Source organism: Kitasatospora sp. NPDC002965, from assembly GCF_040611255.1.
Taxonomy (GTDB): domain Bacteria; phylum Actinomycetota; class Actinomycetes; order Streptomycetales; family Streptomycetaceae; genus Kitasatospora.
The window spans coordinates 18,856-41,825 of the sequence record NZ_JBEXNT010000029.1; the positions used below are offsets into that span (position 1 = coordinate 18,856).

Consider the following 22,970-nt stretch of genomic DNA (forward strand, 5'->3'; position numbering starts at 1 on the left):
CACACCCGAAGACGGCCCCGCAGGTTGGGGCCGTCTTCGCTTTCGTGTCACTTCCGCGGCCTATCGTGGACGGTGTGACCAGCCCAGACCTCTCGCCCGCGACGGCGCGCACCGCGCCGCCCGTCCAGGTGATCGCCCACCGCGGTTCCTCGCACGCCCTGCCCGAGCACACGCTCGCCGCCTACCGCCGGGCGCTCTCCGAGGGCGCGGACGCGCTCGAGTGCGACGTCCGGGTGACCGCCGACGGGCAGCTGGTCTGCGTGCACGACCGCCGGATCGGCCGGGTCTCGGACGGCCGGGGCACCGTCTCCGCGATGACGCTGGCCGAGCTGGAGGCGCACGACTTCGGCGCGTGGAAGACCGGCCGCCCCAGCGACGACCCGGAGCTGCGCGGCGTGCTGCGGCTGGAGAGCCTGCTGGAGCTGGTGACCGACTGCGGGCGCCCGGTGGACCTCGCCATCGAGACCAAGCACCCGGTCCGGTTCCGCGGCCGGGTGGAGTCCGAGCTGCTGCGGACGCTGGACCGCTTCGGAATCGGCGGCGCCGGGGAGAGCGGCCGGTCCCGGGCCCGGATCATGAGCTTCTCCTCGTTGGCGCTGGCCCGGGTGGGCGCGGCCGCACCGGAGTACCCGCGGGTGTTCCTGTTCGAACGCGGCCTGGCACTGCGCGGACGGCTGCGCCCGGGTGCGCCGCTGCCGGGCGGCGCGCGGATCGCCGGGCCGGGCATCGAGCTGGTGCGGGCCCGGCCGGGGCTGGTGACCAGGCTGCGCGAGCTGGGCCACCAGGTGCACGTCTGGACCGTGGACGAACCGGCCGACGTCGAGCTCTGCCTGGAACTCGGGGTGTCCGCGATCATCACCAACCGCCCGGCGGAGGTGCTGGCCCAGCTCGGTCGGTGACGCGCCCCACCGCCCGCGGAAATACCCGGCCCCACCCGACCGGACGGTGCGGTGAACCGTTCAACCACCTGGACCGGTTGATCGTCTTGGTAGGGGCTCAAACCTTCCGACGGCGATTTCTGACGCAATTACGGCACTTTCACGACGCAGGGTGAGCATCGAATCACCTGCCGCGTACCGTCCGTCGCCCGGCTTGAAATGTCCGTGCAGGATCGCCGTCCGGTCGTTTCCGACGTATTGCCAAGGGGCATCCATCCCTCGGCATACGCTGAAGGAGGTCCGGGGGTGGCGTTGATGGTGGCGCGTGAAGTGCCGACTTCATCGACCATGGCAGTGCCGCACGGCCCAGCGAGCGTCGGGGCCGCGCGGCGCCGGCTGCGTCGAGATCTGGGTGACCGGCAGATACCGGAACCGGTCATCGATGATGCTGTTCTGATCCTTTCGGAACTGCTGAGCAACGCGTGTCGTTACGCGCGACCGCTCGGCCCGCTGCCCGCCCTCGGGCGCGGCGCCCGGGCCGAGATCGTCGAGCCGCGGCTGGTCGGCGTACCGTCCCGGACCGCCGGTTCGGGCGAGGACCGCTCCCCCGCACCGGGCGGCCACGGCGGCGGTACCGGGCCCACCGGCGGAGCCGCCGGGCACGGCAACGTCGGGCACGGCAACGTCGGGCACGCAGGCACGGGCGGCGGCGAGGAGGACGGCGGCGTCCTGGTCCGCTGGCAGATGCACGCCGACGGTGTGCTCACGCTGGAGGTCACCGACGGCGGGGCACAGACCCGTCCGTCACCGGCCAGCCCCTCACTCACCTCGCACGGCGGCCGCGGGCTGGGCATCGTGGACCAGCTGGCCAGCGACTGGGGCGTGCGCGACGCGCCCGGCGAGGTGACGGTGTGGGCGGCCCTGCCCGCCCGGGCCCGCCACGCCAGGCGGACCGGCGGCACACCCCGCAGCGCCTGAGCTCCGTCCCGCACGGCGCCTGAGCATCGTCCCGCACGGCGCGTGAACACGGTCCCGCGCACCGCCCGGACGCCGGGCGCGGCCCCGGACCGGGCGGACGGGCGCCCCCGCACCCCGGCGTGCGCCCACGCGCCCGGAGAACGTCAGTAGGCTGCCCGGAGCACACCACCACCTCCCCGGGAGAGCCGCACCATGGGCAAGAAGGCCGCCAAGAAGGCGCCGCAGCGCAGCCAGTCCACCCCCGCCGTCACGGGCGAGATCCCCGTGGTCGGGGCCCGCGAGAACTGCCCCTGCGGTTCGGGCCGCCGCTACAAGGCCTGTCACGGCCGCGAGGCCTCGCACGCGGTGCAGGAGCTGGTGCACCGCCCGTTCGAGGGCCTGTCGGGCGAGGCCGACTGGGTGGCGCTGCGCGAGCTGGTACCGGCCGCGACCGTCCCGCTGACGCTCGCCGCCGGCGTGGCCGCCACCGCCAACGGCGAGGTGCCGTCGGTGACGCTGGCGACCGTCCTGCCGCTGGCCTGGCCGGCCCTGCGCCGCCAGGACGGCTCGATCCTGCTGGGCCTGCAGACCCAGTCGGGCTCCGGCGACCTGAGCCGTGACCTGGCCGACGCGCTGGAGCTGGCGCTCGCCGCCGAGCCCGGCACCCCCGTGCCGTCCCGCCGGACCGTCCCGGGCGGCCCCCGGCTGCAGGACCTGCTCGACGCGGACGCCCCCTTCGAGCCCGCCGTGCACACCGGCTTCGAGTTCTGGCTGGAGGACGCCGAGACGGCCACCGGCGAGGTGGCCGCCTCCCTGGAGCGTGCCAACGCCTCGGCGATCCCGACCGAGAAGCTCGCCGGCGTCGACTCCGCCTACTGGTGCGGCACCCCGGACAAGAACCACCTGCGCTGGGTGATGACCGTGCCGGAGGAGCAGCTGCTGGACGCACTGGCCCGGCTGACCGCCGCCGACCGGTCCTCGCTCGGTCAGGACACCCGCCTGGTCGGCTCGTTCCGCGCGCACGGCCTGACCGTCCCGGTCTGGGACCTGCCGCTGTCGATGACCGCGGCCGACTGCGAGAAGCCTGCCGCCGAGTTCGCCGAGCGCCTCGCCGAGACGCTGGCCGACCCGTCCCCGCTGACCGCCGAGGAGCGGCGCGCCCGCGCCAACCTGGTGAACCGTCAGGTCACCCTGAACTAAAGGCGCACGGAAGGCGGACGGGGCGCGCGGAGATCCACGTGATACGCGTCACATTGTTCGCCGCGACCCGCAATTTCCGGGCTGCGAGGGCGTCTTGGAAATTGGCGCGGGCGCAGATCCTTGTTACTGTCTAAAGAGTCCGGTCGCTGGTGCATCCCCCGTCGCCAGCGGCCGGATCTTTTGTTTTTCCGGCCGGCCCACCCCGGAACGGGTGGGCCGTGCCCGATCAGTACGTGGGCCGACCGCTGTCCAGCTGGACCGCCGCCTCCACCAACTCGCCCAGCAGCGGCCCGACCTGGGGAAGCCAGACGCCACCGTCGGCGCCCTGACGCGGCGGCAGCACCCACCGCACCCGGTCGCCCGCACCGCCGCCCGGCGGCAGCGGCAGGAAGCCTCCGCTCCCGTGGTAGCGCAACGAGCCCGGCACCCAAGGGAGTTGGGCCAGCATTTCGCCGAGCGCGTCGAGCGAGTAGGGGGCGACCAGCATCGCGTACCGGCCCGGCATGGCCATCACCGGTCCGAGTGGCAGCCGGAGCGCGGCGAGGTAGGCGAGCGCGCGGGCCCCGGCCGCAGCCGGCAGGCTGACCGCCGAGACGGTCCGGCCGGTGGCGACCAGCGGCGGCGCGTCCGGACAGCGCTGCTCCCACCACCAACGCACCATCCGGGCATCGGTGGTGGCCGCGAGCAGCGGCGGGTCGTGCGGGTGGACGCCGGGTACGGGGCAGTCCGGGTCGCCGCAGGAGCAGTGACCGCCGACGAGCTGCGTGCCGGGGACGACGGGCCAGCGGTACTCGGTGGCGGCCGTCAGGGCCGCAGCCAGCCGGGACACCCGGGCCGCCGACCGGCTCCTCGGGTTGTCGCGCATGGGGTTGTCGCGCATTGGCACCCGTTCCTTTCCGTGACCGCTCGGTGGCTCCGGACCGCGGGCTCCGGACCGGGCCGCCGGCGCGCGTCCGGGAACGCCGCACCGGCCCGGAAGCGGGCGGCGGGCAGGGCGAACGGCAGGGCGAACGGCGGTGCGGGCGTGGAGCACGCAGTGGAGCAGGATGTGAAAGGGCCGCGGAATAGAACAGCCCTTGGAACGAGAATCCCGTATGCGACCGGATGGACGCCGCCCGGGCGCGGTTGGTTCCACCGTACGAGTGAGTCACTTCCCGCCGGCCCGGCCTGCGGACGGCGAAAGCATACGATCCGGACGGCCGCCGGAGCCGTCCTCACGGTTCTGCCCGCTTCTGGCTGCTCCATGCCCGGACGACGGGGCCGTCGCGCTCGGGCGACAGGGCGGTCACGCCCCGTCGCGACCGGCCGCGAGCAGGCCGCCCACCGGGGATCACTGCCGGTGGAAACCCGGTGGGAGCGCGGCGGGAACCCGGTCCGGGCCCGGCAGGGGCGCGGTCCGGACCTGACGGAACGCGGCGGAGGACCCGCGGGAGAACCAGGGGGAACCGGCCGGAGCGCGGCGCCGACCGGGAGCGCCCCGGAGGTGACCGGCCGGCGCGCGCACGAACCGAACACGCCCCCGAGCCGGGTCCCCGGGAGCAGGACGAACAGGCCACCGGCCTTGTCATGGCTCTGGACATGCCCCGAATGGCCTGTGTAGAAGTGGTGGCATTGCTGTCGATCAATGACGAGTAGTAGCGAATCGAGGCGAAACGCGCCCTTTTGGCCGTGATCGCTCCAAACGGCCGTCCATGGGAGTTCCGCATGATCCGCGTGACACGTACCACCGCGTCAGGAGTGGCGGCATGACCGAGTCCCACCCAGCGTCGACCTCCTCCGAGCCCGCCGAGCCCGCCGGCGCCAGCGGCCTCTCCCTGCTCGACCCGCCCGGCTTCACCGGCCCGGTGCCCGGCACCGGGGGGCCGGGCGGACCCGGCGGACCCGGCGGACCCGGCGGCGCGGCCGACAGCGATCCCGCCGGCCCGGCCGGCGAGCGGACCGCGTCCGACGGCCGGGCCGCGCCGGACGGGACGGCGACCCCCGGCGACCGGACGACACCCGACGACCGGACCGCGCCCGGCGAGAAGGTCGCAGCGGTCGACGGACGGACCGCGCCCGCGTCCGCGGTGCAGGACCGTTTGGCCGGACAGCTGTCCGATTTCGCGAGCCTGCACGAGCACACCGAACTGCTCGCCCGCGCCCGCGGCGTCGACGCCACCCTCGCCGCCGTCCTGGCCTCCGGCACCGAACTGCTCGGCGCCCGCCGGGCCCTGCTGGTCACCGCGCTGCCCGGTGGCCCCGGCCAGCCGCTCGGCCTCGGCCTGAACCGTGCCAGCCTGGGCTCGCTGGAGACGGTCCCGCCGGACCAGAGCCTGGTCGCCCGGCTGTTGCGCGAGCACGACCGGCCCGCCGAGCTGCAGTCGTACGACCTCGCCCACGACCCAGCCGTCGGCGCCCGGCTCCGCGAGCTGGCCGCCGGCCTCGGCCTCGGCGGCTGCTACGGCCTGCCGCTGGCCACCGAGGAGGACGGCCCGCTGGCCGCCGCCCTCTGGTTCTACGACGAACCCGCCGCACCGACCGACCGCCGGCGCGAGCTGGCCCGCCGCTACTGCGAGGTCGCTGCCCCGCTGCTGGCCAAGCAGCTGGACGCGGAGAAGGTCCGGCGCACCACCGAGGCCCTGCGCCGCGGCCTGCTGCCCGACCGCCTCCCCCAGCCCGCCGGCCTGCGGCTGGCGGCGCGGCTGGTCCCGGCCGGGCTGGACCGCTCCTCCGGCAGCGACTGGTACGACGCCATCCCGCTGCCGGACGGCACGGTCGGCCTCACCGTCGGCTCGGTCTCCGGCGACGGGCCGGGCGCCGGTCCCGGTTCCGCCCCCGGCGCGGCCGCCGCGATGGGCCGGGTCAGGTCCGCGCTGCGGGCGTACGCGGTGCTGGAGGGCGAGGACCCGGTCTCGGTCCTCGGCGACCTCGAACTGCTGCTCAAGACCACCGAGCCGGCCCGCAGCGCCACCGCCGTCTACGCCTGGGTGGAGCCGGAGGAGCGCCGGATCACCCTGGCCGGAGCCGGCCACTGCCCGCCCGTGCTGGTCACCCGGTACGGCGCCGAGTTCGTCGAGACCTCGCTGTCCGCGCCGCTCGGCATGCTCTCCTGCTGGGAGGCGCCCGGCGTCGAGCTGACCGCCGAACGGGGCGACACCCTGGTGCTGTACACCGAGGGCCTGGCCCGCCGGTTCGGCCCGACCCTGCACGCCGGGCAGGCCGGCCTGCGCCGGGCCGCCGCCGACGCGCCCCGTGACGTCCGCACCGACCCGGACCGGCTCTGCGCGCACCTGCTGGCGGTCTGCGCCGGACGGGAGGAGGCCGCCCCGGGCTCCCCCGCCCCCGGTCAGGCCACCGACGACCTGCTGCTGCTGGCGGCCCGCTTCGAGTGAGGGCGTCCGGGCCGGTGCACCGGCCCGGGGCACCGGCGCCCCGGGCCTCCGCCGCCTTCCGGACCTTCCGGGGGCCGCCGGACCGGCCGGAACCGAACGGCCTCGAACGACCCCGAACAGTCGAGCGGCCGGGCGTCCGTACCATGGACGCACGGCCGCCCAGGTGTGTCGCGATCCGACACGACCGAAGCGGCACCACGCGCAAGGAGGCGACGTACGTGACCGAGGACCGCACCCCGGCGGTGGCCGAGAACCCCGAGGCCGCCGGCGGCGACGAGCAGCCGCAGCAGTTCAAGGGCCGCAAGAACGGCCTCTACTCCGAGGTCTCCGACGAACTCGCCGCCTCGATGAAGTCCGGCTGGGCCGACACCGAGCTGCACGGCCTGGCCCCGATCGCCCAGGCCCCCTACACCGCCGAGCGCCGCGCCCGGCTCTCCGCCGCCTACCCCGGCGAGCGGCTGATCGTCCCGGCCGGCAACCTGCGGGTGCGCGCCAACGACACCGAGTACAGCTTCCGTGCCGCCAGCGAGTACGTCCACCTCACGGGTGACCAGACCGAGGACGCCGTGCTGGTCGCCGAGCCCACCGGTGACACCGGCCACGCGTTCGGCCTCTACCTGCTGCCCCGCTCCGACCGCGAGAACGGCGAGTTCTGGCTGGACGGCTACGGCGAGCTGTGGGTCGGCCGCCGGCACAGCCTCGCCGAGCAGGAGCAGCTGCTCGGCCTGCCCGCCCGCGACGTCCGCAAGGCCGCCGACGAGCTGGCCGAGCACGCCCGGACCGGCGGCGCCCCGACCCGGATCGTCCGCGGCTACGACGCCGGCCTGGAGGCCGCACTCGCCGACGTGCTGGACGCCGACCGCGACGCCGGGCTCAAGGAGTTCCTGAGCGGCCTGCGGCTGGTCAAGGACGAGTGGGAGATCGGCGAGCTGCGCGCCGCCTGCACCGCCACCGTCAACGGCTTCACCGACTGCGTCCGCGAGCTCGGCCAGGCCGTCGCCACCTCCGAGCGCTGGATCGAGGGCACCTTCTGGCGCCGCGCCCGCGTCGAGGGCAACGACGTCGGCTACGGCTCGATCTGCGCCGCCGGCCCGCACGCCACCACCCTGCACTGGGTCCGCAACGACGGCGACGTCCGCCCCGGCGAGCTGCTGCTGCTCGACGCCGGCGTCGAGACGGCCACCCTCTACACCGCCGACGTCACCCGCACGCTGCCGATCGGCGGCCGCTTCGACGAGCTGCAGCGGAAGATCTACGACGCGGTCTACGACGCGCAGGAGGCCGGCATCGCGGCCGTGAAGCCCGGCGCCCGCTTCCGCGACTTCCACGACGCCTCGCAGCGCGTGCTCGCCGAGCGCCTGCTCGCCTGGGGCCTGCTGGACCCCTCGGTCCACGACGTCGAGAAGGTCCTGGAGCTGGGGCTCCAGCGCCGCTGGACCCTGCACGGCACCGGCCACATGCTCGGCCTGGACGTCCACGACTGCGCCCACTCCCGCACCGAGGAGCACGTCGACGCGCTGCTGGTGCCGGGCATGGTGCTCACCGTCGAGCCCGGCCTCTACTTCCAGCAGGACGACCTGACCGTCCCCGAGGAGTACCGCGGCATCGGCGTCCGGATCGAGGACGACATCCTGGTCACCGCCGACGGCAACGAGAACCTCTCGGCCGGCCTGCCGCGCCGCGCCGGGGACGTCGAGGCGTGGATGGCCTCGCTCGCCTGACCCCGCGGGCCGCTCGCACCCCGGGAACCGTCGCAGCCGCGGGGCCCGGCTCCCCCCTCCGAGGGGGGAGCCGGGCCCCGCGGCCCTGCGTCGTCTACTTCACGACCACCCGCACCGGGATGGTGCGGGTGCCCACGACGCTCCCCGGCCCCTGCTGGGGCACCACCATCGCCGTGAAGGTCACCGGCATCACCCCCGCGCCGTCCTGGGGGGTCAGCTTCAGCCGGAACTTCAGCGTCACGCTCTGCCCGGGCGCCAGGGCGACGATTCCGTTGGACCCGTCCCTGGCGGGCTTGGTGATCCCGATGTCGTACGTCTGCCAGGCACCGGCGCCGTCCTGCCGCTCCACCGTGCCGCGCACGGCGGAGCCCGCCCCAGCGGCGGGCGCCCCCGGGTACGGCTCGGCGTAGACGAAGGGCACCATCGCCGCGTAGTCGGTCTGGCTGGTGTTCTTGTACGTGACCGTGACCGGCACCGCGCTGCCGTCGTTCGGCACCTGCTGGCCGACGCCGATCCCCTCGACGCTCACGCTCACGTCGTTCTGGTGCGGCACCTGCACCGGCGCCGGGTGCCCGCTGACGTTCAGCGTGTCCAGGAGCGACACCAGGCCCGCCTGGTACTCCGGCTTGAGTCCGTTGGCCACGATGAACACCTGGTCGGCCGACAGCCCCCACAGCTGGGCGGTGAACGTGTCGGCGCTGGTGCAGGCCACCTGCCACTGCGTCTTGTCGATCGCCCGGCCGGCCACGATGTCCTTCGTCCGGACCGGTGCGCCCACCGACGCGTACGGGCCGGTGGGGATGTAGGGCCTCCCCCAGATCGGGCACGTGGGCTGGTGCCCCCACCCGGAGGTCGAGCCGAGGTCCGCCGTCGTGGGCCAGGTCGCGCCCTCGACCTCGCTCGCCGAGTCGTACACCACGACGGAGACGCCGTACGGCTCGCAGGAGTCCGGCGACCAGCCCGGCTGGGCGCTCGTCGGCGCCCCCGGGCTGAGCACGCAGACCCGGTCGTCGGTCGGCTTGGGCGGTGACACCCGCCAGCCCGGCGGGACCTTGAACTTGACGCCGCGGAAGGTGTACGGGACGGCCGCCGTCTGCGGCGGGGCACTGCTGCTCGACGTGCTGGTGACCGGCGGGGTGCCGCCGGAGGTGCTCTGCGGCACCTGGCCGCCGAGCGGCGCGCCGGTCGCGCCGCCGGTCGGCCGGTCGCCCGGCCCGGCCGCCTCGTCCGCGTCGGCCGACGGGGAGGCGTCCGCGGTCGGAGCCGCCGTGGGGCTCGGCTCCGGTGTCGGGACCGGCGTCGGGACCGGTGACGGCGTCTCCGTGACGGTCACGGTGGCGGCCGGGCCGGGGTCCTGCTGCCTGGCCACGGTGTCGCCGCGGAAGCCGAGCACGCCGAACGCCAGCGCGGCGGCCAGGGCGAACAGCGGGACGGCTGCGAGGTAGACCGGCCGCAGCCGGCGGACCCGCCGGTTCGGGGGCGCCGCCGGACGGAGGTCGTGCGCGCCGATCTGCGCCGCGCGGGCGCTCATCGCCTCGCGGAGCAGCCGTTCGACCGGGGTCTCGTCCGGCCCGTCGTCGCCGCCGCCGGGACGGCGGGGAAGCCTGTCGGTCATCGAACCTTCTCCAGATGCTTTTCCAGGGCGTCCAGTGCCCGGCTGGCGGTGGACTTCACGGCGCCCCGGGAGAGTCCCAGGGTTTCGGCTATCTGTGCCTCCGAAAGGTCGGACCAGTACCGCAGCACCAGCACCTCGCGCTGACGCGTGGTCAGCTCCTGCAGGGCGACCAGCACCCGGCGGTGCTCGTCGTTGAGCACCGCGTGGTCCTCCGCCGACGGTGCGTCCGCCTCGTGCGGGGGAACGTACTCGCGCGCGGTCTTGCGGCGGCGCAGCATCGACCGGGCGCCGTTGACGACCGAGGTGCGCAGGTACCCGAGCGCGTTGTCGAGGTCGTCCAGCGTTTCCCCGTGTCGCTGGTAGAGCTGGGTGAAGGCCTCCTGGACCACGTCCTCCGCCAGGTCCTGGTGGTCCACCAGCAGCACCGCCATGCGTACCAGGCCCAGCCGGTGCGCGTGGTACAGGTCGGTCAGGGTGGGCCGTTCCTCCTCGGCCGCCGACCGCCCTCCGCGGAGCAGCCTGAAGCCCATGCGCCGTTGCGCCGGCCCCTGCTCCCCGACCGGACCGGCGGGCGCCTCGGCCTCCTGCGCGCCGAACAGCAGCCCCGTCAACCCGGCGAGGGAGAAGCGCCGCCCCCCACCCCGTCCCGCGATCGGCCCGATGGCCATGGACATGTACGTTCTGCTTTCCCCCAGGACGGCTCCCGGCGCGAACCGGCCCCGTCATGACACGTGATCAAGGTTGTGATCTGCGGGAATACTGCCAGTACCGGTTCTCCGGCTCCCCCCGCCCCCGTACCTATGGACGTGTGGGGGCGCCCGGGGTTGCTGCCCGGTTCCGGGAAATCGGATCCGGCCGAAACGGCTACACTCCCCGACATCCCGCCAGCCGCGCCGCCCGCCCGAGGGGACCCCATGGCCGACCAGCAGACCACCGGGCCGGTGGCCGTCACCATCGGACGGCGCCCGGAGCCGGTCCACGACGTCGCCGTGTACGCCTTCGACGGCATGACACCGTTCGAACTCGGCGTCGTGGTCGAGGTGTTCGGGCTCGCCAGGCCGGAGCTGAGCGGGCTGCTCGCCGCCCCCTGGTACGGGCTCAAGGTCTGCGCCGACCGCCCCGGGACCCCGCTCCGCTCCGTCGGCGGCTTCTCCCTCACCGCCGAACACGGCCTGGACGAACTCGCCGCCGCCGACACGGTGGTGGTGCCCGGCGTGCCGAACGCCTTCGGCGGCGTGGGCGCGCCTCCCGGCCGCCAGGCCGGCGGGGTCTCCCCGGGCCTGGTCGCCGCGCTGCGCACCGCGCACGAACGCGGCGCCCGGATCGTCTCCATCTGCTCCGGAGCCTTCGCACTCGCCGCCGCCGGCCTGCTGGACGGCCGCGAGGCCACCACCCACTGGCGGTACGCGGAACTGCTCCAGCAGCTCCACCCGGCGGTCCGGGTCAACCCCGACGTGCTGTACGTGGACAGCGGCTCCGTCCTGACCAGCGCCGGCAGCGCCGCCGGGATCGACCTCTGCCTGCACCTGGTCCGCCGCGATCACGGCGCCCGGGTGGCCAACAGCGTGGCCCGCCGCTTCGTCGTGCCGCCGCACCGGGACGGCGGCCAGGCGCAGTTCGTCGAGGCCGCGGTCCGGCCGGTCGAGGAGGGGGACGACGGGATCGGCCGCTCCATGCAGTGGGCGCTGGACCACCTCGCCTCGCCGCTGACCGTCACCTTGCTGGCCCGGGCCGCCGGGATGTCCGACCGCTCCTTCCTGCGGCACTTCACCGCCCGCAACGGCACCAGCCCGATGCGCTGGGTGATCAGCCAGCGCATCGCGGCCAGCCTGCCCCTCCTCGAAGCACCCGCCGGGACCGTCGAGGAGATCGCCGTCGCCGTCGGCTTCGAGAGTGCCGCCACCTACCGGCACCACTTCGGCCGGGTGATGCGCACCTCGCCCACCGCCTACCGCCGCTCCTTCGGCCACGGCGGCGCCTGAGCCCGGGGGGTCCGGGGGGTCCGGGGCCCCGGCGGGCGTCCCGTGGGGGAGGACGGCCGGGGCCCGGTCATCGGGTCACGCCTGCGTCCCGGTGCGGAGGGCCGCGTTGGCGAGGATGGCGTCGTGCAGCCACTGCGCGAGGCCGGGGGCGAGCCCGTCGTAGACGGCGGTGAAGCGCGGGTCGGCGACGTACATCTCGGCGAGGCAGCGGTGCATCTCGTAGCCGCACGCGTAGAAGTTGTCGGTGATCTGCTGCCGGTGCGCCTCGGCGAGGTCCGCCGCCGGGCCGCCGCCGGCCGGTTCACCGGCGGTGAAGGCCTCGGCCAGACGGGCGTTGAGCGCGTCCCCCTCGGCCTTGATCCGTTCCCAGTCGGCCTTGCCGTAGCCGCCGGTGCGGCGCCGGGACTCCGCCCAGGCGTCACCGGAGCCCCAGCGCTGCTCGGCTTCGGTCTCCCACTCCTCGCGGTAGGAGTCGCCGAAGACCTCGAACTTCTCCTCCGGGGTCAGCTGAATGCCCATCTTCTCTGCCTCCATGGCGTGTTCGACGGCCGCGGCCAGTTCCTGGAGACGGGCGATGCGGTCGGTCAGCAGTCGGTGCCGGCGCCGCAGGTGCTCGCTCGGGCTCACCGAGCCGTCGTCCAGGACGGCCGCGATCTCCTCCAGGGGGAACCCGAGTTCGCGGTAGAACAGGATCCGCTGCAGCCGGTCGAGGTCGGCCTCGTCGTACCGGCGGTAGCCGGCCCGGGTGCGGCCCCGGGGGGACAGCAGGCCGATCTCGTCGTAGTGGTGCAGGGTGCGGACGGTCACCTTGGCGAACTTCGCCACCGCGCCGACCGCGTACCCCGTACGGTCGGGCCCTTCGCCGCCGTTCATCCGGGTTCTCCCTTCGTGCTGCCCCACTCTCTTTCCTCCCGTTGCGTGAGGGTCAAGTCCAGTTTCACGGGTGCGACGCGCGCGCGCCCCGCGCGCACGGCCCACGTGGACGCCCGGCACGCGCGGCCCACGTGGACGCCCCGCGCGCACGGCCCACGTGGACGAGTCTCCGAGCGGGCGGACCGGCGGCCGGTCCGGATTGGACGGAGCCGCCAATTGCCGGGCCGTGCGGGCGGCGGCCAGCATGGGCGCATGACCACCCGTCCCGCTCCGCCCCTGCGCCGCCGGCTGGCTGCGGAGGCGGTCGGCACCGCGGTGCTGGCCGCCGTCGTGGTCGGCTCCGGCTTCCGGGCCGACGCGCTGACCGCGGACGCCGGGGTGCGGTTCCTCGCGAACGTGGGGGCCTCGGCCGCCGCCCTGGCGGTGCTGATCGACCTGTTCGGACCGGTCTCCGGCGGTCACCTCAATCCACTGGTGACGGCCGGGTGCTGGTGGACCGGGCGACGGACACCCACCGGTCTGCCGCTGCGCGAGGCGACCGCGTACGCCGCGGTGCAGACCGTCGGCGCGCTCGCGGGGACGGGACTGGCCGACGCGATGTTCGGGCACCCGCTGTTCGAACTGTCCGCGGTGCCGCGCGGGGGCGGGGCGCTCCTGCTCGGCGAGGCGGTGGCCGCCGGAACGTTGCTGCTGGTGGTGACCGTGTCGGCGGGCGGCGGCCGTCGGCGACCGGTGTCGACGGCGGTCGGGCTCTGGGTCGGGGCCGCCTGCTGGGCGACCTCCTCGGGCGGCTTCGCCAACCCTGCCGTCACGCTCGGCCGGGCGTTCACCGACGGCTGGACCGGCATCGCCCCGGGGTCCGTCCCGGGCTTCGTCCTCGCGCAGACCGCGGGTGCCGGGGCCGGGCTCGCGCTCGCGGCCCTGTCGACCGGCAGGGTGCACCGGGCGGCGGACGGTCAGGCCGTCACCGGTTCGCGTTCGGGTTGCGGCTGAACGGACCGTGGTCCCCCACGCCCGGACCGCCCGCGCGGCCCGCGCCGTCGCCGGTCGGGCCAGAACAGCACGTACCCGGCGGACACCACCACGAAGGCCAGCCTGGCCAGGCCGCGTGCCGCGTCGGACGGGAGCAGCAGCGTGCCTCCGTACAGCGAGGCCAGCGCGATCCAGCTCCACCACGGCACCAGGCGCTGCTGGCCGACCGTGTCCCAGAGCAGGGTGCCGAGCAGGATCGACGCGGTGTAGTACGTGTAGACGCTCGGGTCGAGCAGGATCCGGGCGTCCGCCCCGAGCAGCACGACGGCCGGCCAGCGGCCCCGCCGGACCGCCAGGCAGCCCAGCGTGAGGCCGAGCGCGAACTGGGCCGGCCGGTCCCACCACGGGGTGGCCGGGTCGGTCACCCCGAACCAGCGCAGGGCGGAGGCGGGCTGGTTGGGGATGGTGAACTTGGCGGCCGCCATGGTGTCGAGGTCGCCCAGGTAGAACGGCAGCCAGGCGACGGCCACCAGCCCGGCGAACCAGAGCGCCGTCCGCAGCCAGGCCGGCCGGGGCAGGGCGAGGATCAGCGGCGCGAACGCCAGCGCCCACGGCTTGGAGTCGACCGCCAGCGCCAGGAAGACGCCGACCAGCCAGGCCCGTCCCCGGCTCAGCTCGTGCACCGCGAGGGTGGTGAAGAAGAGCGCCAGCACGTCGTCCAGGTGCGCGAAGCGGACGGACACCTCGACCCACATCGGGATGAACGCGAGCCCGGCGATCAGCAGCCGCTGCTGGAGCCGGCGGTGGTTGGTACCGGTGCCCAGGTAGTGCCGGGCCGCGGTGCGGCCGACCAGGACCAGCATCGCCAGGCCCAGCCCGGACATCACCGCCTCGGCCAGGACCGCGCCGGTGTGTGCGGGGAACGGGCCGAAGAGCCGTGCCACGGCCAGGCTGACCGGGCCGATCTGGAGCTCGGGGTGGTGTGCGTAGAGCGAGAGACCACCGTCGGGCCGGTCGCTGAAGAGCAGTTCCTCGCCCTGCCGGAGGTAGTGCCAGGAGAAGCCGCCGCTCGGTTCGACCAGCAGGAACCAGAGCACCGTCCAGGCGACCAGCAGGACGTGGTGTCGGCGGACCGGCAACCCGGCGATCCGGCCGGTGGCCGCCCCGTAGTCCGTACCGGCCCGTCCCGGACGCCCCGAACCCCGTTCCCGCACACCCACCTCGTCCGCCGTTCCGCCCCCTCGGCCCGCCATCCTAGGTGACCTGACGAAACCGCCCGTGCCCCCGGGGTGCGGGAGCACGGGCGGTATGCGTCAGCGACGGGCGTCAGCTGTGCGCGTCGTCGACGGGCGTCGGCGGTGCGGCTCAGCCCTGCTGGGCGGAGCGACGGCGGCGGAGCACCACCAGGGTGCCGACACCGGCCGCGAGGACGGCGCCACCCGCGATCGCGATGGCGGTGGTGTTGTCACCGCCACCGGTGGTGGCCAGCGCCTTCTCGGCGTTGTCCGCGTTGGCGTTCGCCTTGACCACGGCGGCCGGGGTGATCGGCGGCGGCGAGACCTTCGGGATGCTCACCGGGAAGTCGATCGGCTCCCGCGCACCGGTGCCGCTGGGCGCCGGGGTGGGGCTCTCCGGAGCCGTGGTGGCCGGAGCCGTCGTGGCGGGCGCGGTGGTGACGGGGGCGCTCGGCGAGGTGCTCGCGCTCGGCGTCGTGCTGGCGGACGGCGTCGTGCTCGCGGACGGCGTGGCCGTCGTGGACGGCGTCGCGGTCGCGGACGGGGAAGCGGTCGTCGTGGCCGACGGGCTCGCGGTGGTGCTCGGGGTCGCCGTCCCGCTCGGGGTGGTGCTCGGCGTGGTGCTCGGGGTCACCGTGGCGGACGGCGAGGGGGTTCCCGTCGGCGTCGTGGTGGCCGACGGGCTGCCGGTCGGCTTCACCGTCGGGCTCGTGCTGGGGGTGGTCGGCTTCGTCGTGGACGGCGTGGCGGTCGGGCTCGGCTTGCCGCCGGGCACGATGGTGAAACGCTCGCCGTGGATGCCGTCGCAGCTGAACTCGCCCTCACCGATGGGGGTGTTGCCCTCGGCCGCCGCGGAGAAGACCACGGGGACGACCCCGGCCGTGCCGAGCGGCGCGTCCTTGGTCACCGCGACGCGGACGGTGAGGGTGAGGCTCTTGCCCTTCTTGACGGCGAGCAGCGAGTTCTCGTAGTCCGGGTTGCCGTTGACGAGCTTGCTGAGCAGGAACAGCACACCGTCGTCGTCGGTCTCACCGCCGCCCGGGGCGGGGGCGGCGGGCAGCCACGTCTTGGTCTTGTCCAGGCCCTCGGGCAGCTGGTACTCGACCTTGAGCTGGTCCGCGCGCAGGTTGCCCTTGGCGTTCTTGAACTTGAGCAGCGGGTAGAAGACGAAGTCCGTCTTGGTGTCGTTGTCGATGGTGAAGCTGAACTGCTTGGACTCGCCGCCCGCGACGAAGGTGCTCGGCACCCCGTCCAGCGACAGGTCGAGCTGGCGGGAAGCCGCCTTGGCGGCCTGCGGCGCGGCGGCCGACGGCGAGCCCGTGGCGGCGGCGACGGCACCCTGGGCACCGGTCAGGGCCATCGAGGCAGCCAGCGCGGTGGCACCGGCGAGGGCGAGACTGCGCGGTATGGAGATGGACACGGGAGACCTCACGAGAGTGTCCGGGCAGGACCCGGGAGCGCGGGCGGACGCTGCTGTCCGAGCTGCCTTCCCCCCGCGAAGCTGGAAGTCCGACGGAGACTACCGAAGGAACCAGCCACTCGGAAAGGCGGGTGCCGTGTTGTCCCGCACCCCGCCCGATATCTGCCCAATTGACCCAACTCGGCCCCCTGACAGGGCTTTTGATCCTTTCCGTCAGATGCCCACGAAGTGACCGGAACACGCCCGTGGGGACCGTGTCGTACACCTCCGTGGCTTGAACCCGACGGCTCCAACGCGTGCGACCTCCGTCCGGTTCCGGGTGACGGCCACCGGTTCGCACCCGGCCGACGGCCGGACCGGCTCCGCCCTCGCCGCCGTCACCCGCCGTCACCCGCCGCCGGGTGCCGGGGTCCGGCGTCAGCCGGCGTCCGCGAAGAAGGACTTGGCCGAGATCAGCGCCTGCTCGTCGTCGAGCACGTCCCCCGGCCGGGTGCCGTGGCCGAGCAGCGCGCCGCCCCAGCGCATGCCCATGTACTCGGCGACCAGCCGGAGCGTGCCGACCAGCGGGTCCGCCTTGTCCGGCTCGGTGGCGTAGGCGGTGACGGCCCAGATCGTGCCGCCCGCCATCCGGGCCCGGAAGTCCGCACCGGGGACACGGAGCCAGGCCGACCAGTGGTCCAGGTAGAGCTTGGCGCTGGTCGGCAGTGCGTACCAGTACAGCGGTGCGACGAAGACCAGGTCGGTCGCCGCCGACGTGGCGTCCAGCAGGGTTCGTTCGTGACCGGTCGGCTCCTCGTAGCGGCCGTCGCCGGTGTGCCGGCGGTCCTCGAACGGGGGCAACGGGTGGTCGCTCAGCCGCAGCCACCGCTGCTCGGCGCCGAGCGGCAGACTCGCCTCGGCGGCCAGCCGGGCGAGCTGCTCGGAGTTGCCGCCGGCCCGTGCGCCGGAGTCGAGGAAGAGGAAGGAACGCGACGCGGCGGCGCCGGTGCGGTGCTCGGACATGCGGGACCCCCGTGGGACGCGTGGCCGGCGGAAGGTGCGCGCGGCCCGGTCGCCACAGCTGCCCCACCGGCCTCTGGTGCCCCACACCAACCCGGGCCCCCGCCGATCTGTTCCGGCCCCGGGGGCCGGTCCGGCCCGTCGCCCGCCCCCGGCCGTGCCCGGCGCCAGCCCGTGCCCCGCCCCCGGCCGTTCCCGGCGTCCGCCGGTCGGCGCTACGCCGGCAAGCCGGCCCGGCGGCGGGCGACGGCGGCGACGGCCGCCCAGTCCTTCTCGCCGTCCCCGTGGGCGAGCGCGTCCAGGAAGGCGTCCCGCAGCACGCTGCCGAACGGCAGCGGGACGTGCGCCGCGGCGCCCGCGGTGAGCGCGAGGTCGACGTCCTTGAGGCCCAGCGGAAGCCTGAACCCGGCCGGCTCGTAACGGCGTTCGGCCACCATCGAGCCGTAGCCGGTGTAGGCCGGTCCGGGGAAGAGGGTGCCGGTGAGCATCTCGACCAGGTCGGTCGGGCGGACCCCGTTGGCCTCGGCCAGGCTGCACGCCTCCGCCAGCGACTCGATCGCGCAGGCCAGCAGGAAGTTGGTGCTGATCTTGGCGGCGTTGGCCTGGACCGGGCGGTCGCCGAAGTGCCAGGTGCGCCGGCCCATGGCGGCCAGCAGCGGCTCGACCGCCGCCAGCGCGTCCGGGCTCCCGGCGGTCAGGATGTCGAGCGTCCCGGCCGCGGCCGCCGGTGGCCGGCCGAGCACGGGTGCGGCGACGTAGCCGATGCCGTGCTCGGTGTGCAGTGCCTCGGCCCGTTCGGCGAGCGCCACCGAGACCGTGGCCATGTTGACGTGCACGCCGGCGGCGGCGCCGGCCAGCAGCTCCGGGTCGAGCAGCAGCCGTTCGAAGGCCGTGTCGTCGGCGAGCATGGAGACCACCACCCCGGCGGCGAACACGTCCGCCGGCCCGTCGGCCGCCTGCGCGCCCCGGGCGACCAGCTCGGCCACCGGTCCGGGCGAGCGGTTCCAGACCCGGACGGTGTACCCGGCCCCCAGCAGGTTCGCCGCCATGCCCCGGCCCATCGCGCCCAGTCCGACGAAGCCGACCGTCGTCCCGCCCATCGCACACTCCTGCTGCCGCCCGGTGGGCCGGTCGTCCGGCCACGATGCGCCCGACTGTACGTCAGCGGGCGACGACCGGCCCGGCGGGCGGGCGCGCCGTTCCGGTCCGTCCGTCGCGGGTCCAGTCGCGGGTCCCGTCCGGGCGGCGGCCCGGGCAGCGGCTCGGGAAGCAGCTCACGAATCGGTTCAGGAGTCGGTTCAGGAATCGGCTCGGGTGCCGGCTCAGGCGCAGGCCCGCTCCGGCAGCCGGCCGGCGGCGACCGCCCGGCCGGCCTCAAGGTGTGCGACGACCCGGCCGCGCAGCAACTGGTACTGGGCCTGGAGCCGGCCCGGGCGCTGCGGGCGGGCGACCGGGCGGCCGGGGCCGACCCGCTCGTCCGGGCCGAACCGCGACCGGGTGAGGTCGACCTCGACGCCGGCGGCGGACCGGTTCCACCAGTGCAGGTCCGTCCGGACGCCGCCGGCGTACACCTCGCCCATCATCAGTTCGCCGCCGAGCAGGTCGTGCACCACCAGGGCGGTCGCCCCGCACTGGCCGCGGGCGGGGTTGTCGGGACGCCAGTGGGCCAGGTCCTCGGGCGCGCAGGTGTCGACACCCCAGGAGGAGCGGATCGCACGTTCGATGTCGTTGAGGGTCCACGCCGTCATAGCGGGAAGCCTGCCACGCGGCACTGACAGCGGCACAGGCTTTTCAGTGGGCAACCCCGTGTTCTGCGCTGACCTTCTCGATCTTCACCCGTACGAGGAGCTCGCCGGGGACGCCGTTGCGGGCGCCGTACTGCTCGGCGAGGTCCTCCCCCATGTACCGGGCGGCGATCCGGGTGGCCCACTCCCGCACCTCGGGCAGGTCGTCGACGAGCCGGGCCGTGCCCTGGACCAGGACGTAGGAGAACGGCGGCCGCTCGTCGTCCACGCAGAGCATCACCCGGCCGTCGCGTGCCAGCGTACGGCCCTTGACGGTGGCGGCACCCGTGTTGAAGACGATCTCGTCACCGTCCAGCAGGAACCAGACCGGCGCCACGTGCGGGCGGCCGTCGGCCCGGGTGGTGGCGATCTTGGCGGTACGGGTGCCGGCGGTGAGGAAGGCGCGCCATTCGGCCGCGGTCATGTCTGCCATGCCCCCATCCTGACCGCTCGGACGGCGCGGCGCGCGGATGTCCGGCCACCTTGTTCGCGCCGGAGTGCGCCGTGGTGCCCCGGAGCGTGCCGAACCGCACCCACCCGCGCGGGGCTCGTACGGCCCCGGCCGGGGCAGGTGCGTGCGGTGCGCGCCGGGCCGGTCGGGGGCCCGCCCCGGCGCGCACGTCCCGTGCCGGGCGTCCGGCTGCCCGACGAGGGCCTCGACGCCCGTTCCCTGCCGAGGCCGCGCCGCCCGCGATCCGGCGGGCGTCGCGGCACCCGCTACTTGCCGAGCGCCGCGACGCCCGCCTGCGCGAACTGCTCGTCGAGGTCGCCGCTGGGCGCACCCGCGACGCCGATGCCCGCGACGGGCGCGCCCTTGGCCTGCACCGGGGCGCCGCCGGCCAGGAACAGGGTGCCCGGGATGTCCTTGAGGTTCGGCGCCTGCGCCAGCCGCTTGGCCAGCTCGGAGGTGGGCGCGTTCCAGGAGACCGCCGTGAACGCCTTGCGCTCGGCGGACTCCGGCGACTGCGGGCCGGCACCGTCGCCCTTGAGCAGGACCCGGGTGATGCCGTCCCGGTCCACCACCGCGACCGAGACGCGCTGGCCGGCCTTGGCGGCGGCGTCCAGGGTGGCCTGGGCGGCCTTGGTGGCGGCCTCGATGGTCAGGCCGGTGGTCTGGGTGAGGTTCTTGTTCTGGGTGTCGGCCTTGACGGCGGCCGCGACGGCCGGGGTCTCGGAGGAATCGGCGCTGGCCGAGACGGCGCCCACGGTGGCGGCGGCCAGCGCGGCGGCGGCGACGGTGCCGGTCAGCACCTTGGCGCGGGCGGAGGTCTTCTTCATGGTCGGGCTCCTCGTCGGATCGGTGGTGGGGACGGGATCGATCCTCCGGTTCCGGCCCCCCGCGCCACATCGGCGTTCCGGACACCGCCCGCAGGCATGATGGACGACGGCCCCGTCAGCCGATCGGTTGATGCGCGACCGGGCCGCACGGGTCACCATCGAGGGATCGGCGCAGCTCGGCGCCGTACCCGCGCGCCGCGACCGGGGCGGGCGGACGGAACAGGCGGCGGAGTGAGGAGGGGCCCGTGGACCATGTCGGCCGCCCCCTCGCAGGCCCCGGCCCGGACGGCCCCGGCCCGGACGGCGACGCCTCCGACGCGCCCACCGGTCACGGCCCCCGCCCGCACCCCGACGCGCACGTCCCCGACCCGGACGCGGGCCGGCTGGCCGTACTGCTCGACTCCGCCTTCCTGCTCCTGCTCGCCACCTCGCTCAGCCGGTTCCTCACCCATCACCCCGGCAACCCGCGCATCCCCTGGGTGCTCGGCCTGAGCATCACCCTGGCCGTCGCCCAGCCGGTCGGCTCCTGGCTGGCCCACCACCGCCCGCCCGCTCCGGGGCGCCGCCGCCGGCTCTGGCCGCTGACCCTGGTGACCGCGATCTGGGTGGTACTGGTGCTGATCGCGCCGAGCTTCGCGTGGTGCGCCGTCCCGCTGGTCTACACGGCGCTGCGGACCCTGCCGGCCCGGGCGGCGATCCCGCTGGTCGCGGCACTGACCCTGCTGGTGGTGGTCGGCGAGGTGCGGCTGCCCGGCGGGGTCGACGCCAACCTGCTCCTGCTGCCGCCCGCCGTCGCGGCCCTGGCCACCTCCGTCTTCCTGTACATGGAGCGACAGGCCGAGCGGCAGCGCGCGCTGATCGCCGACCTGGTCCGCACCCGGCGCGAGCTCGCCGAAACCGAGCGCCGGGAGGGCACCCTGGCGGAGCGTGAACGGCTGGCGATGGAGATCCACGACACCCTCGCCCAGGGGCTCTCCAGCCAGCAGATGCTGCTCCAGGCCGCCGACCGCACCTGGGACGGCGACCCGGCGACGGCGCGCGCCCACGTCCGTACCGCCGCCGACGTGGCGGCCCGGAACCTCGCGGAGGCCCGCCGCTTCGTCCACGACCTCGCACCCGCCGAGCTCGCCGACGGCCGCACGCTCGACCAGGTGCTCCGCTCGCTCGCCGAACGGGAGTCCGCCGAGAGCGGGCTGCCGGTCCGCTTCCACCTGGACGGCGCACCCGCCCCGCTGCCGGCCGCCGCGCAGGCCGCGCTGCTGCGGATCGCCCAGGGGGCCCTGGCCAACGTCCGGGAGCACGCCGGGGCGTCGGCCGCCGCGCTCACCCTCTCCTTCCTCGGCGACCAGGCCGTGCTGGACGTCGCCGACAACGGCCGCGGGTTCGACCCGGCCTCCCCCGGAACCTCCTCCGCCGACGGCAGCGCCCCCGCCTCCTCCCCCGCCGGCAGCCGCGGCCACGGCCTGCCCGCGATGCGCGCCCGGCTGCGTCAGCTCGGCGGCGCCCTGACCGTGGAGAGTGCCCCCGGCGAGGGCACCGTGGTCTCCGCCGCGGTCCCGCTCGCCCCCCGTCCCCCCGCCGAGCAGCGCCGACAAGCCCCGGAGCCCCGATGAACACCGACCCCGTGCCGTCCCCGGTCCGGCTGCTGGTCTGCGACGACCACGCCGTGGTCCGGGCCGGGTTGCTCGCCCTGCTGGCGAGCGCCGGTGACATCGAGGTGGTCGGCGAGGCGAGCAGCGGGGAGGAGGCCGTCGAGCTGGCGGCGCGGCTCGCACCGCAGGTGGTGCTGATGGACCTCCAACTCGGCGACGGCATCGACGGGGTGGAGGCCACCCGGCGGATCACCGCCGCTCCTGGCGCGCCGCACGTCCTGGTCCTCACCACATACGACACGGACGCCGACATCACGCGGGCGATCGGCGCCGGCGCCACCGGCTACCTGCTGAAGGCCGAGCGGCCGGAGGAACTGTTCGCCGCGGTGCACTCGGCCGCGCAGGGCAGGACGGTGCTCTCCCCGCCGGTCGCCTCCCGGGTGATGGCGCAGATGCGGGCGCCGGCGCCACAGCCGACCGAGCGCGAGCTGGAGATCCTCGCCCAGCTCGCCCAGGGGCTCGGCAACCGGGAGATCGCCCGCGCGCTGTTCATCAGCGAGGCGACCGTGAAGACCCATCTGGGCCGGATCTACGAGAAGTTGGGTGTCGACACCCGGGCGGGCGCGGTGGCCGTCGCCAAGGAGCGCCGGCTGCTGCGCTGAGCGTCCGGGCGGCCCCGTTCGGTATCGGCGGCGACGCGGAATGCCGGATTTCGACGAGGGCCCACGGGCCTCCGGCCGGCGCCCCCGCCGCCTGCCGCCGCCCCCTCCCCCGCTCCCTCCTCCGCTCCCTGCGCGAACGGCCCTTTCCCGGCGGCGACTTCCCTCGACCCCGGTCCACACCCCAGAATGTGGATGTTTCGTGGATCTCACTATTGACAAACCAACCATGCGGTTTGTTAACGTAATGATCAACGACGCCCTGCAGACAGGGGGCCTGCCGGGCCTGTGCGGAGCGCTCTCGCCGGAGAGCGGAGCCAGGGGGGACGGCGGGAGTCCGGGGAGTCGGGGGGAGCGGCGCATCGAGCCGTGCGAACGCGGCGGGGGGGGGGGGCCGGGGGGCGCGCGCCGCGCCGCCCCCCGAGAACCCCCCC

The 22,970-nt window shown here is 75.1% G+C and carries 20 protein-coding genes and 1 pseudogene; 9 read left to right on the top strand and 12 right to left on the bottom strand.

All coding sequences use genetic code 11. From position 1 onward, the window contains the following. The first annotated feature begins 74 nt into the window (after positions 1-74). From ABZY91_RS14740 to ABZY91_RS14750, 3 genes are all read left to right on the top strand, one after another. The gene (locus ABZY91_RS14740) at positions 75-899 is read left to right on the top strand and encodes a glycerophosphodiester phosphodiesterase family protein (protein WP_355402497.1); all 825 of its coding nucleotides are present in this window, start codon (positions 75-77) and stop codon (positions 897-899) included. Between the two features lie 327 nt (positions 900-1,226). Further along, the gene (locus tag ABZY91_RS14745) at positions 1,227-1,856 is read left to right on the top strand and encodes an ATP-binding protein (protein WP_355402499.1); all 630 of its coding nucleotides are present in this window, start codon (positions 1,227-1,229) and stop codon (positions 1,854-1,856) included. A gap of 192 nt (positions 1,857-2,048) precedes the next feature. Then, the gene (locus tag ABZY91_RS14750; RefSeq protein ID WP_329884908.1) at positions 2,049-3,035 is read left to right on the top strand and encodes a DUF5926 family protein; all 987 of its coding nucleotides are present in this window, start codon (positions 2,049-2,051) and stop codon (positions 3,033-3,035) included. A 226-nt stretch (positions 3,036-3,261) separates the two neighbouring features. Here the strand turns inward: ABZY91_RS14750 and ABZY91_RS14755 are convergent, their stop codons facing one another. Continuing rightward, a complete protein-coding gene (locus tag ABZY91_RS14755; RefSeq protein WP_355402501.1) occupies positions 3,262-3,915 on the bottom strand; it encodes a bifunctional DNA primase/polymerase in 654 nt (217 codons plus the stop codon). 865 nt (positions 3,916-4,780) lie between these two features. On the opposite strand from ABZY91_RS14755, the gene ABZY91_RS14760 reads away from it, so the two are divergent. Continuing rightward, positions 4,781-6,406, top strand: coding sequence for a PP2C family protein-serine/threonine phosphatase (locus tag ABZY91_RS14760; protein ID WP_355402503.1), 1,626 nt, complete (start codon positions 4,781-4,783; stop codon positions 6,404-6,406). A gap of 242 nt (positions 6,407-6,648) precedes the next feature. Beyond that, on the top strand, positions 6,649-8,127 hold the full coding sequence (locus tag ABZY91_RS14765; RefSeq protein WP_355402541.1) for an aminopeptidase P family protein: 1,479 nt from the start codon (positions 6,649-6,651) through the stop codon (positions 8,125-8,127). 94 nt (positions 8,128-8,221) lie between these two features. Here ABZY91_RS14765 and ABZY91_RS14770 read toward each other — a convergent pair whose 3' ends face one another. After that, complete coding sequence (locus tag ABZY91_RS14770; protein WP_355402505.1) at positions 8,222-9,742, bottom strand: hypothetical protein; 1,521 nt, start codon at positions 9,740-9,742, stop codon at positions 8,222-8,224. Next, complete coding sequence (locus tag ABZY91_RS14775; RefSeq protein ID WP_329885012.1) at positions 9,739-10,272, bottom strand: SigE family RNA polymerase sigma factor; 534 nt, start codon at positions 10,270-10,272, stop codon at positions 9,739-9,741. The genes ABZY91_RS14770 and ABZY91_RS14775 overlap by 4 nt, the downstream gene beginning before the upstream one ends. Before the next feature lie 384 nt (positions 10,273-10,656). Between ABZY91_RS14775 and ABZY91_RS14780 the strand changes: the two genes are divergently transcribed. Then, a complete protein-coding gene (locus ABZY91_RS14780) occupies positions 10,657-11,724 on the top strand; it encodes a helix-turn-helix domain-containing protein (protein WP_355402507.1) in 1,068 nt (355 codons plus the stop codon). Positions 11,725-11,799: 75 nt separating this feature from the next. Here ABZY91_RS14780 and ABZY91_RS14785 read toward each other — a convergent pair whose 3' ends face one another. Next, on the bottom strand, positions 11,800-12,597 hold the full coding sequence (locus ABZY91_RS14785; protein WP_329948337.1) for a MerR family transcriptional regulator: 798 nt from the start codon (positions 12,595-12,597) through the stop codon (positions 11,800-11,802). A 252-nt stretch (positions 12,598-12,849) separates the two neighbouring features. Between ABZY91_RS14785 and ABZY91_RS14790 the strand changes: the two genes are divergently transcribed. Beyond that, positions 12,850-13,590 (top strand): aquaporin, encoded by a 741-nt coding sequence (locus ABZY91_RS14790; RefSeq protein ID WP_355402510.1) that lies wholly within the window; start codon positions 12,850-12,852, stop codon positions 13,588-13,590. On the opposite strand, the gene ABZY91_RS14795 is transcribed toward ABZY91_RS14790, so the two are convergent. The 8 genes and pseudogenes from ABZY91_RS14795 to ABZY91_RS14830 form a co-directional block, all read right to left on the bottom strand. Beyond that, entirely contained in the window at positions 13,554-14,708 is a 1,155-nt protein-coding gene (locus ABZY91_RS14795; protein WP_355402543.1) for a hypothetical protein, read from the bottom strand. The genes ABZY91_RS14790 and ABZY91_RS14795 overlap by 37 nt on opposite strands. Before the next feature lie 226 nt (positions 14,709-14,934). Continuing rightward, positions 14,935-16,224, bottom strand: coding sequence for an LPXTG cell wall anchor domain-containing protein (locus ABZY91_RS14800; protein ID WP_355402512.1), 1,290 nt, complete (start codon positions 16,222-16,224; stop codon positions 14,935-14,937). A gap of 417 nt (positions 16,225-16,641) precedes the next feature. Next, the gene (locus tag ABZY91_RS14805) at positions 16,642-17,226 is read right to left on the bottom strand and encodes an NAD(P)H-dependent oxidoreductase (RefSeq protein WP_355402514.1); all 585 of its coding nucleotides are present in this window, start codon (positions 17,224-17,226) and stop codon (positions 16,642-16,644) included. A gap of 212 nt (positions 17,227-17,438) precedes the next feature. Then, complete coding sequence (locus ABZY91_RS14810) at positions 17,439-17,867, bottom strand: NAD-binding protein (protein ID WP_355402545.1); 429 nt, start codon at positions 17,865-17,867, stop codon at positions 17,439-17,441. Next, positions 17,859-18,326 (bottom strand): annotated as a pseudogene (locus tag ABZY91_RS14815) (NAD(P)-binding domain-containing protein); the annotation flags it as partial. The gene ABZY91_RS14810 and the pseudogene ABZY91_RS14815, both read right to left, overlap by 9 nt. 219 nt (positions 18,327-18,545) lie before the next feature. Then, positions 18,546-18,971, bottom strand: coding sequence for a hypothetical protein (locus ABZY91_RS14820; RefSeq protein WP_329884899.1), 426 nt, complete (start codon positions 18,969-18,971; stop codon positions 18,546-18,548). A 43-nt stretch (positions 18,972-19,014) separates the two neighbouring features. Further along, positions 19,015-19,431 (bottom strand): PPOX class F420-dependent oxidoreductase, encoded by a 417-nt coding sequence (locus ABZY91_RS14825; RefSeq protein WP_329885010.1) that lies wholly within the window; start codon positions 19,429-19,431, stop codon positions 19,015-19,017. 293 nt (positions 19,432-19,724) lie between these two features. Continuing rightward, complete coding sequence (locus tag ABZY91_RS14830) at positions 19,725-20,285, bottom strand: heme-binding protein (protein WP_329884898.1); 561 nt, start codon at positions 20,283-20,285, stop codon at positions 19,725-19,727. A gap of 383 nt (positions 20,286-20,668) precedes the next feature. On the opposite strand from ABZY91_RS14830, the gene ABZY91_RS14835 reads away from it, so the two are divergent. Together ABZY91_RS14835 and ABZY91_RS14840 are read left to right on the top strand one after the other, a co-directional pair. Continuing rightward, positions 20,669-21,898, top strand: a complete 1,230-nt coding sequence (locus ABZY91_RS14835; protein ID WP_355402547.1) for a sensor histidine kinase — start codon at positions 20,669-20,671, stop codon at positions 21,896-21,898. After that, a complete protein-coding gene (locus ABZY91_RS14840) occupies positions 21,895-22,539 on the top strand; it encodes a response regulator transcription factor (RefSeq protein WP_329884897.1) in 645 nt (214 codons plus the stop codon). Before ABZY91_RS14835 ends, ABZY91_RS14840 begins: the two co-directional genes overlap by 4 nt. The last annotated feature ends 431 nt before the right edge of the window (positions 22,540-22,970 follow it).

Coding starts and splice junctions, on each gene's coding strand:
- ABZY91_RS14745 (WP_355402499.1), top strand. CDS start 1,227: ATGGCAGTGCCGCACGGCCCAGCGAGCGTCGGGGCCGCGCGGCGCCGG.
- ABZY91_RS14750 (WP_329884908.1), top strand. CDS start 2,049: ATGGGCAAGAAGGCCGCCAAGAAGGCGCCGCAGCGCAGCCAGTCCACC.
- ABZY91_RS14755 (WP_355402501.1), bottom strand. CDS start 3,915: ATGCGCGACAACCCCATGCGCGACAACCCGAGGAGCCGGTCGGCGGCC.
- ABZY91_RS14760 (WP_355402503.1), top strand. CDS start 4,781: ATGACCGAGTCCCACCCAGCGTCGACCTCCTCCGAGCCCGCCGAGCCC.
- ABZY91_RS14770 (WP_355402505.1), bottom strand. CDS start 9,742: ATGACCGACAGGCTTCCCCGCCGTCCCGGCGGCGGCGACGACGGGCCG.
- ABZY91_RS14775 (WP_329885012.1), bottom strand. CDS start 10,272: ATGGGCTTCAGGCTGCTCCGCGGAGGGCGGTCGGCGGCCGAGGAGGAA.
- ABZY91_RS14780 (WP_355402507.1), top strand. CDS start 10,657: ATGGCCGACCAGCAGACCACCGGGCCGGTGGCCGTCACCATCGGACGG.
- ABZY91_RS14785 (WP_329948337.1), bottom strand. CDS start 12,597: ATGAACGGCGGCGAAGGGCCCGACCGTACGGGGTACGCGGTCGGCGCG.
- ABZY91_RS14790 (WP_355402510.1), top strand. CDS start 12,850: ATGACCACCCGTCCCGCTCCGCCCCTGCGCCGCCGGCTGGCTGCGGAG.
- ABZY91_RS14805 (WP_355402514.1), bottom strand. CDS start 17,226: ATGTCCGAGCACCGCACCGGCGCCGCCGCGTCGCGTTCCTTCCTCTTC.
- ABZY91_RS14810 (WP_355402545.1), bottom strand. CDS start 17,867: ATGGGCCGGCGCACCTGGCACTTCGGCGACCGCCCGGTCCAGGCCAAC.
- ABZY91_RS14820 (WP_329884899.1), bottom strand. CDS start 18,971: ATGACGGCGTGGACCCTCAACGACATCGAACGTGCGATCCGCTCCTCC.
- ABZY91_RS14825 (WP_329885010.1), bottom strand. CDS start 19,431: ATGACCGCGGCCGAATGGCGCGCCTTCCTCACCGCCGGCACCCGTACC.
- ABZY91_RS14830 (WP_329884898.1), bottom strand. CDS start 20,285: ATGAAGAAGACCTCCGCCCGCGCCAAGGTGCTGACCGGCACCGTCGCC.
- ABZY91_RS14840 (WP_329884897.1), top strand. CDS start 21,895: ATGAACACCGACCCCGTGCCGTCCCCGGTCCGGCTGCTGGTCTGCGAC.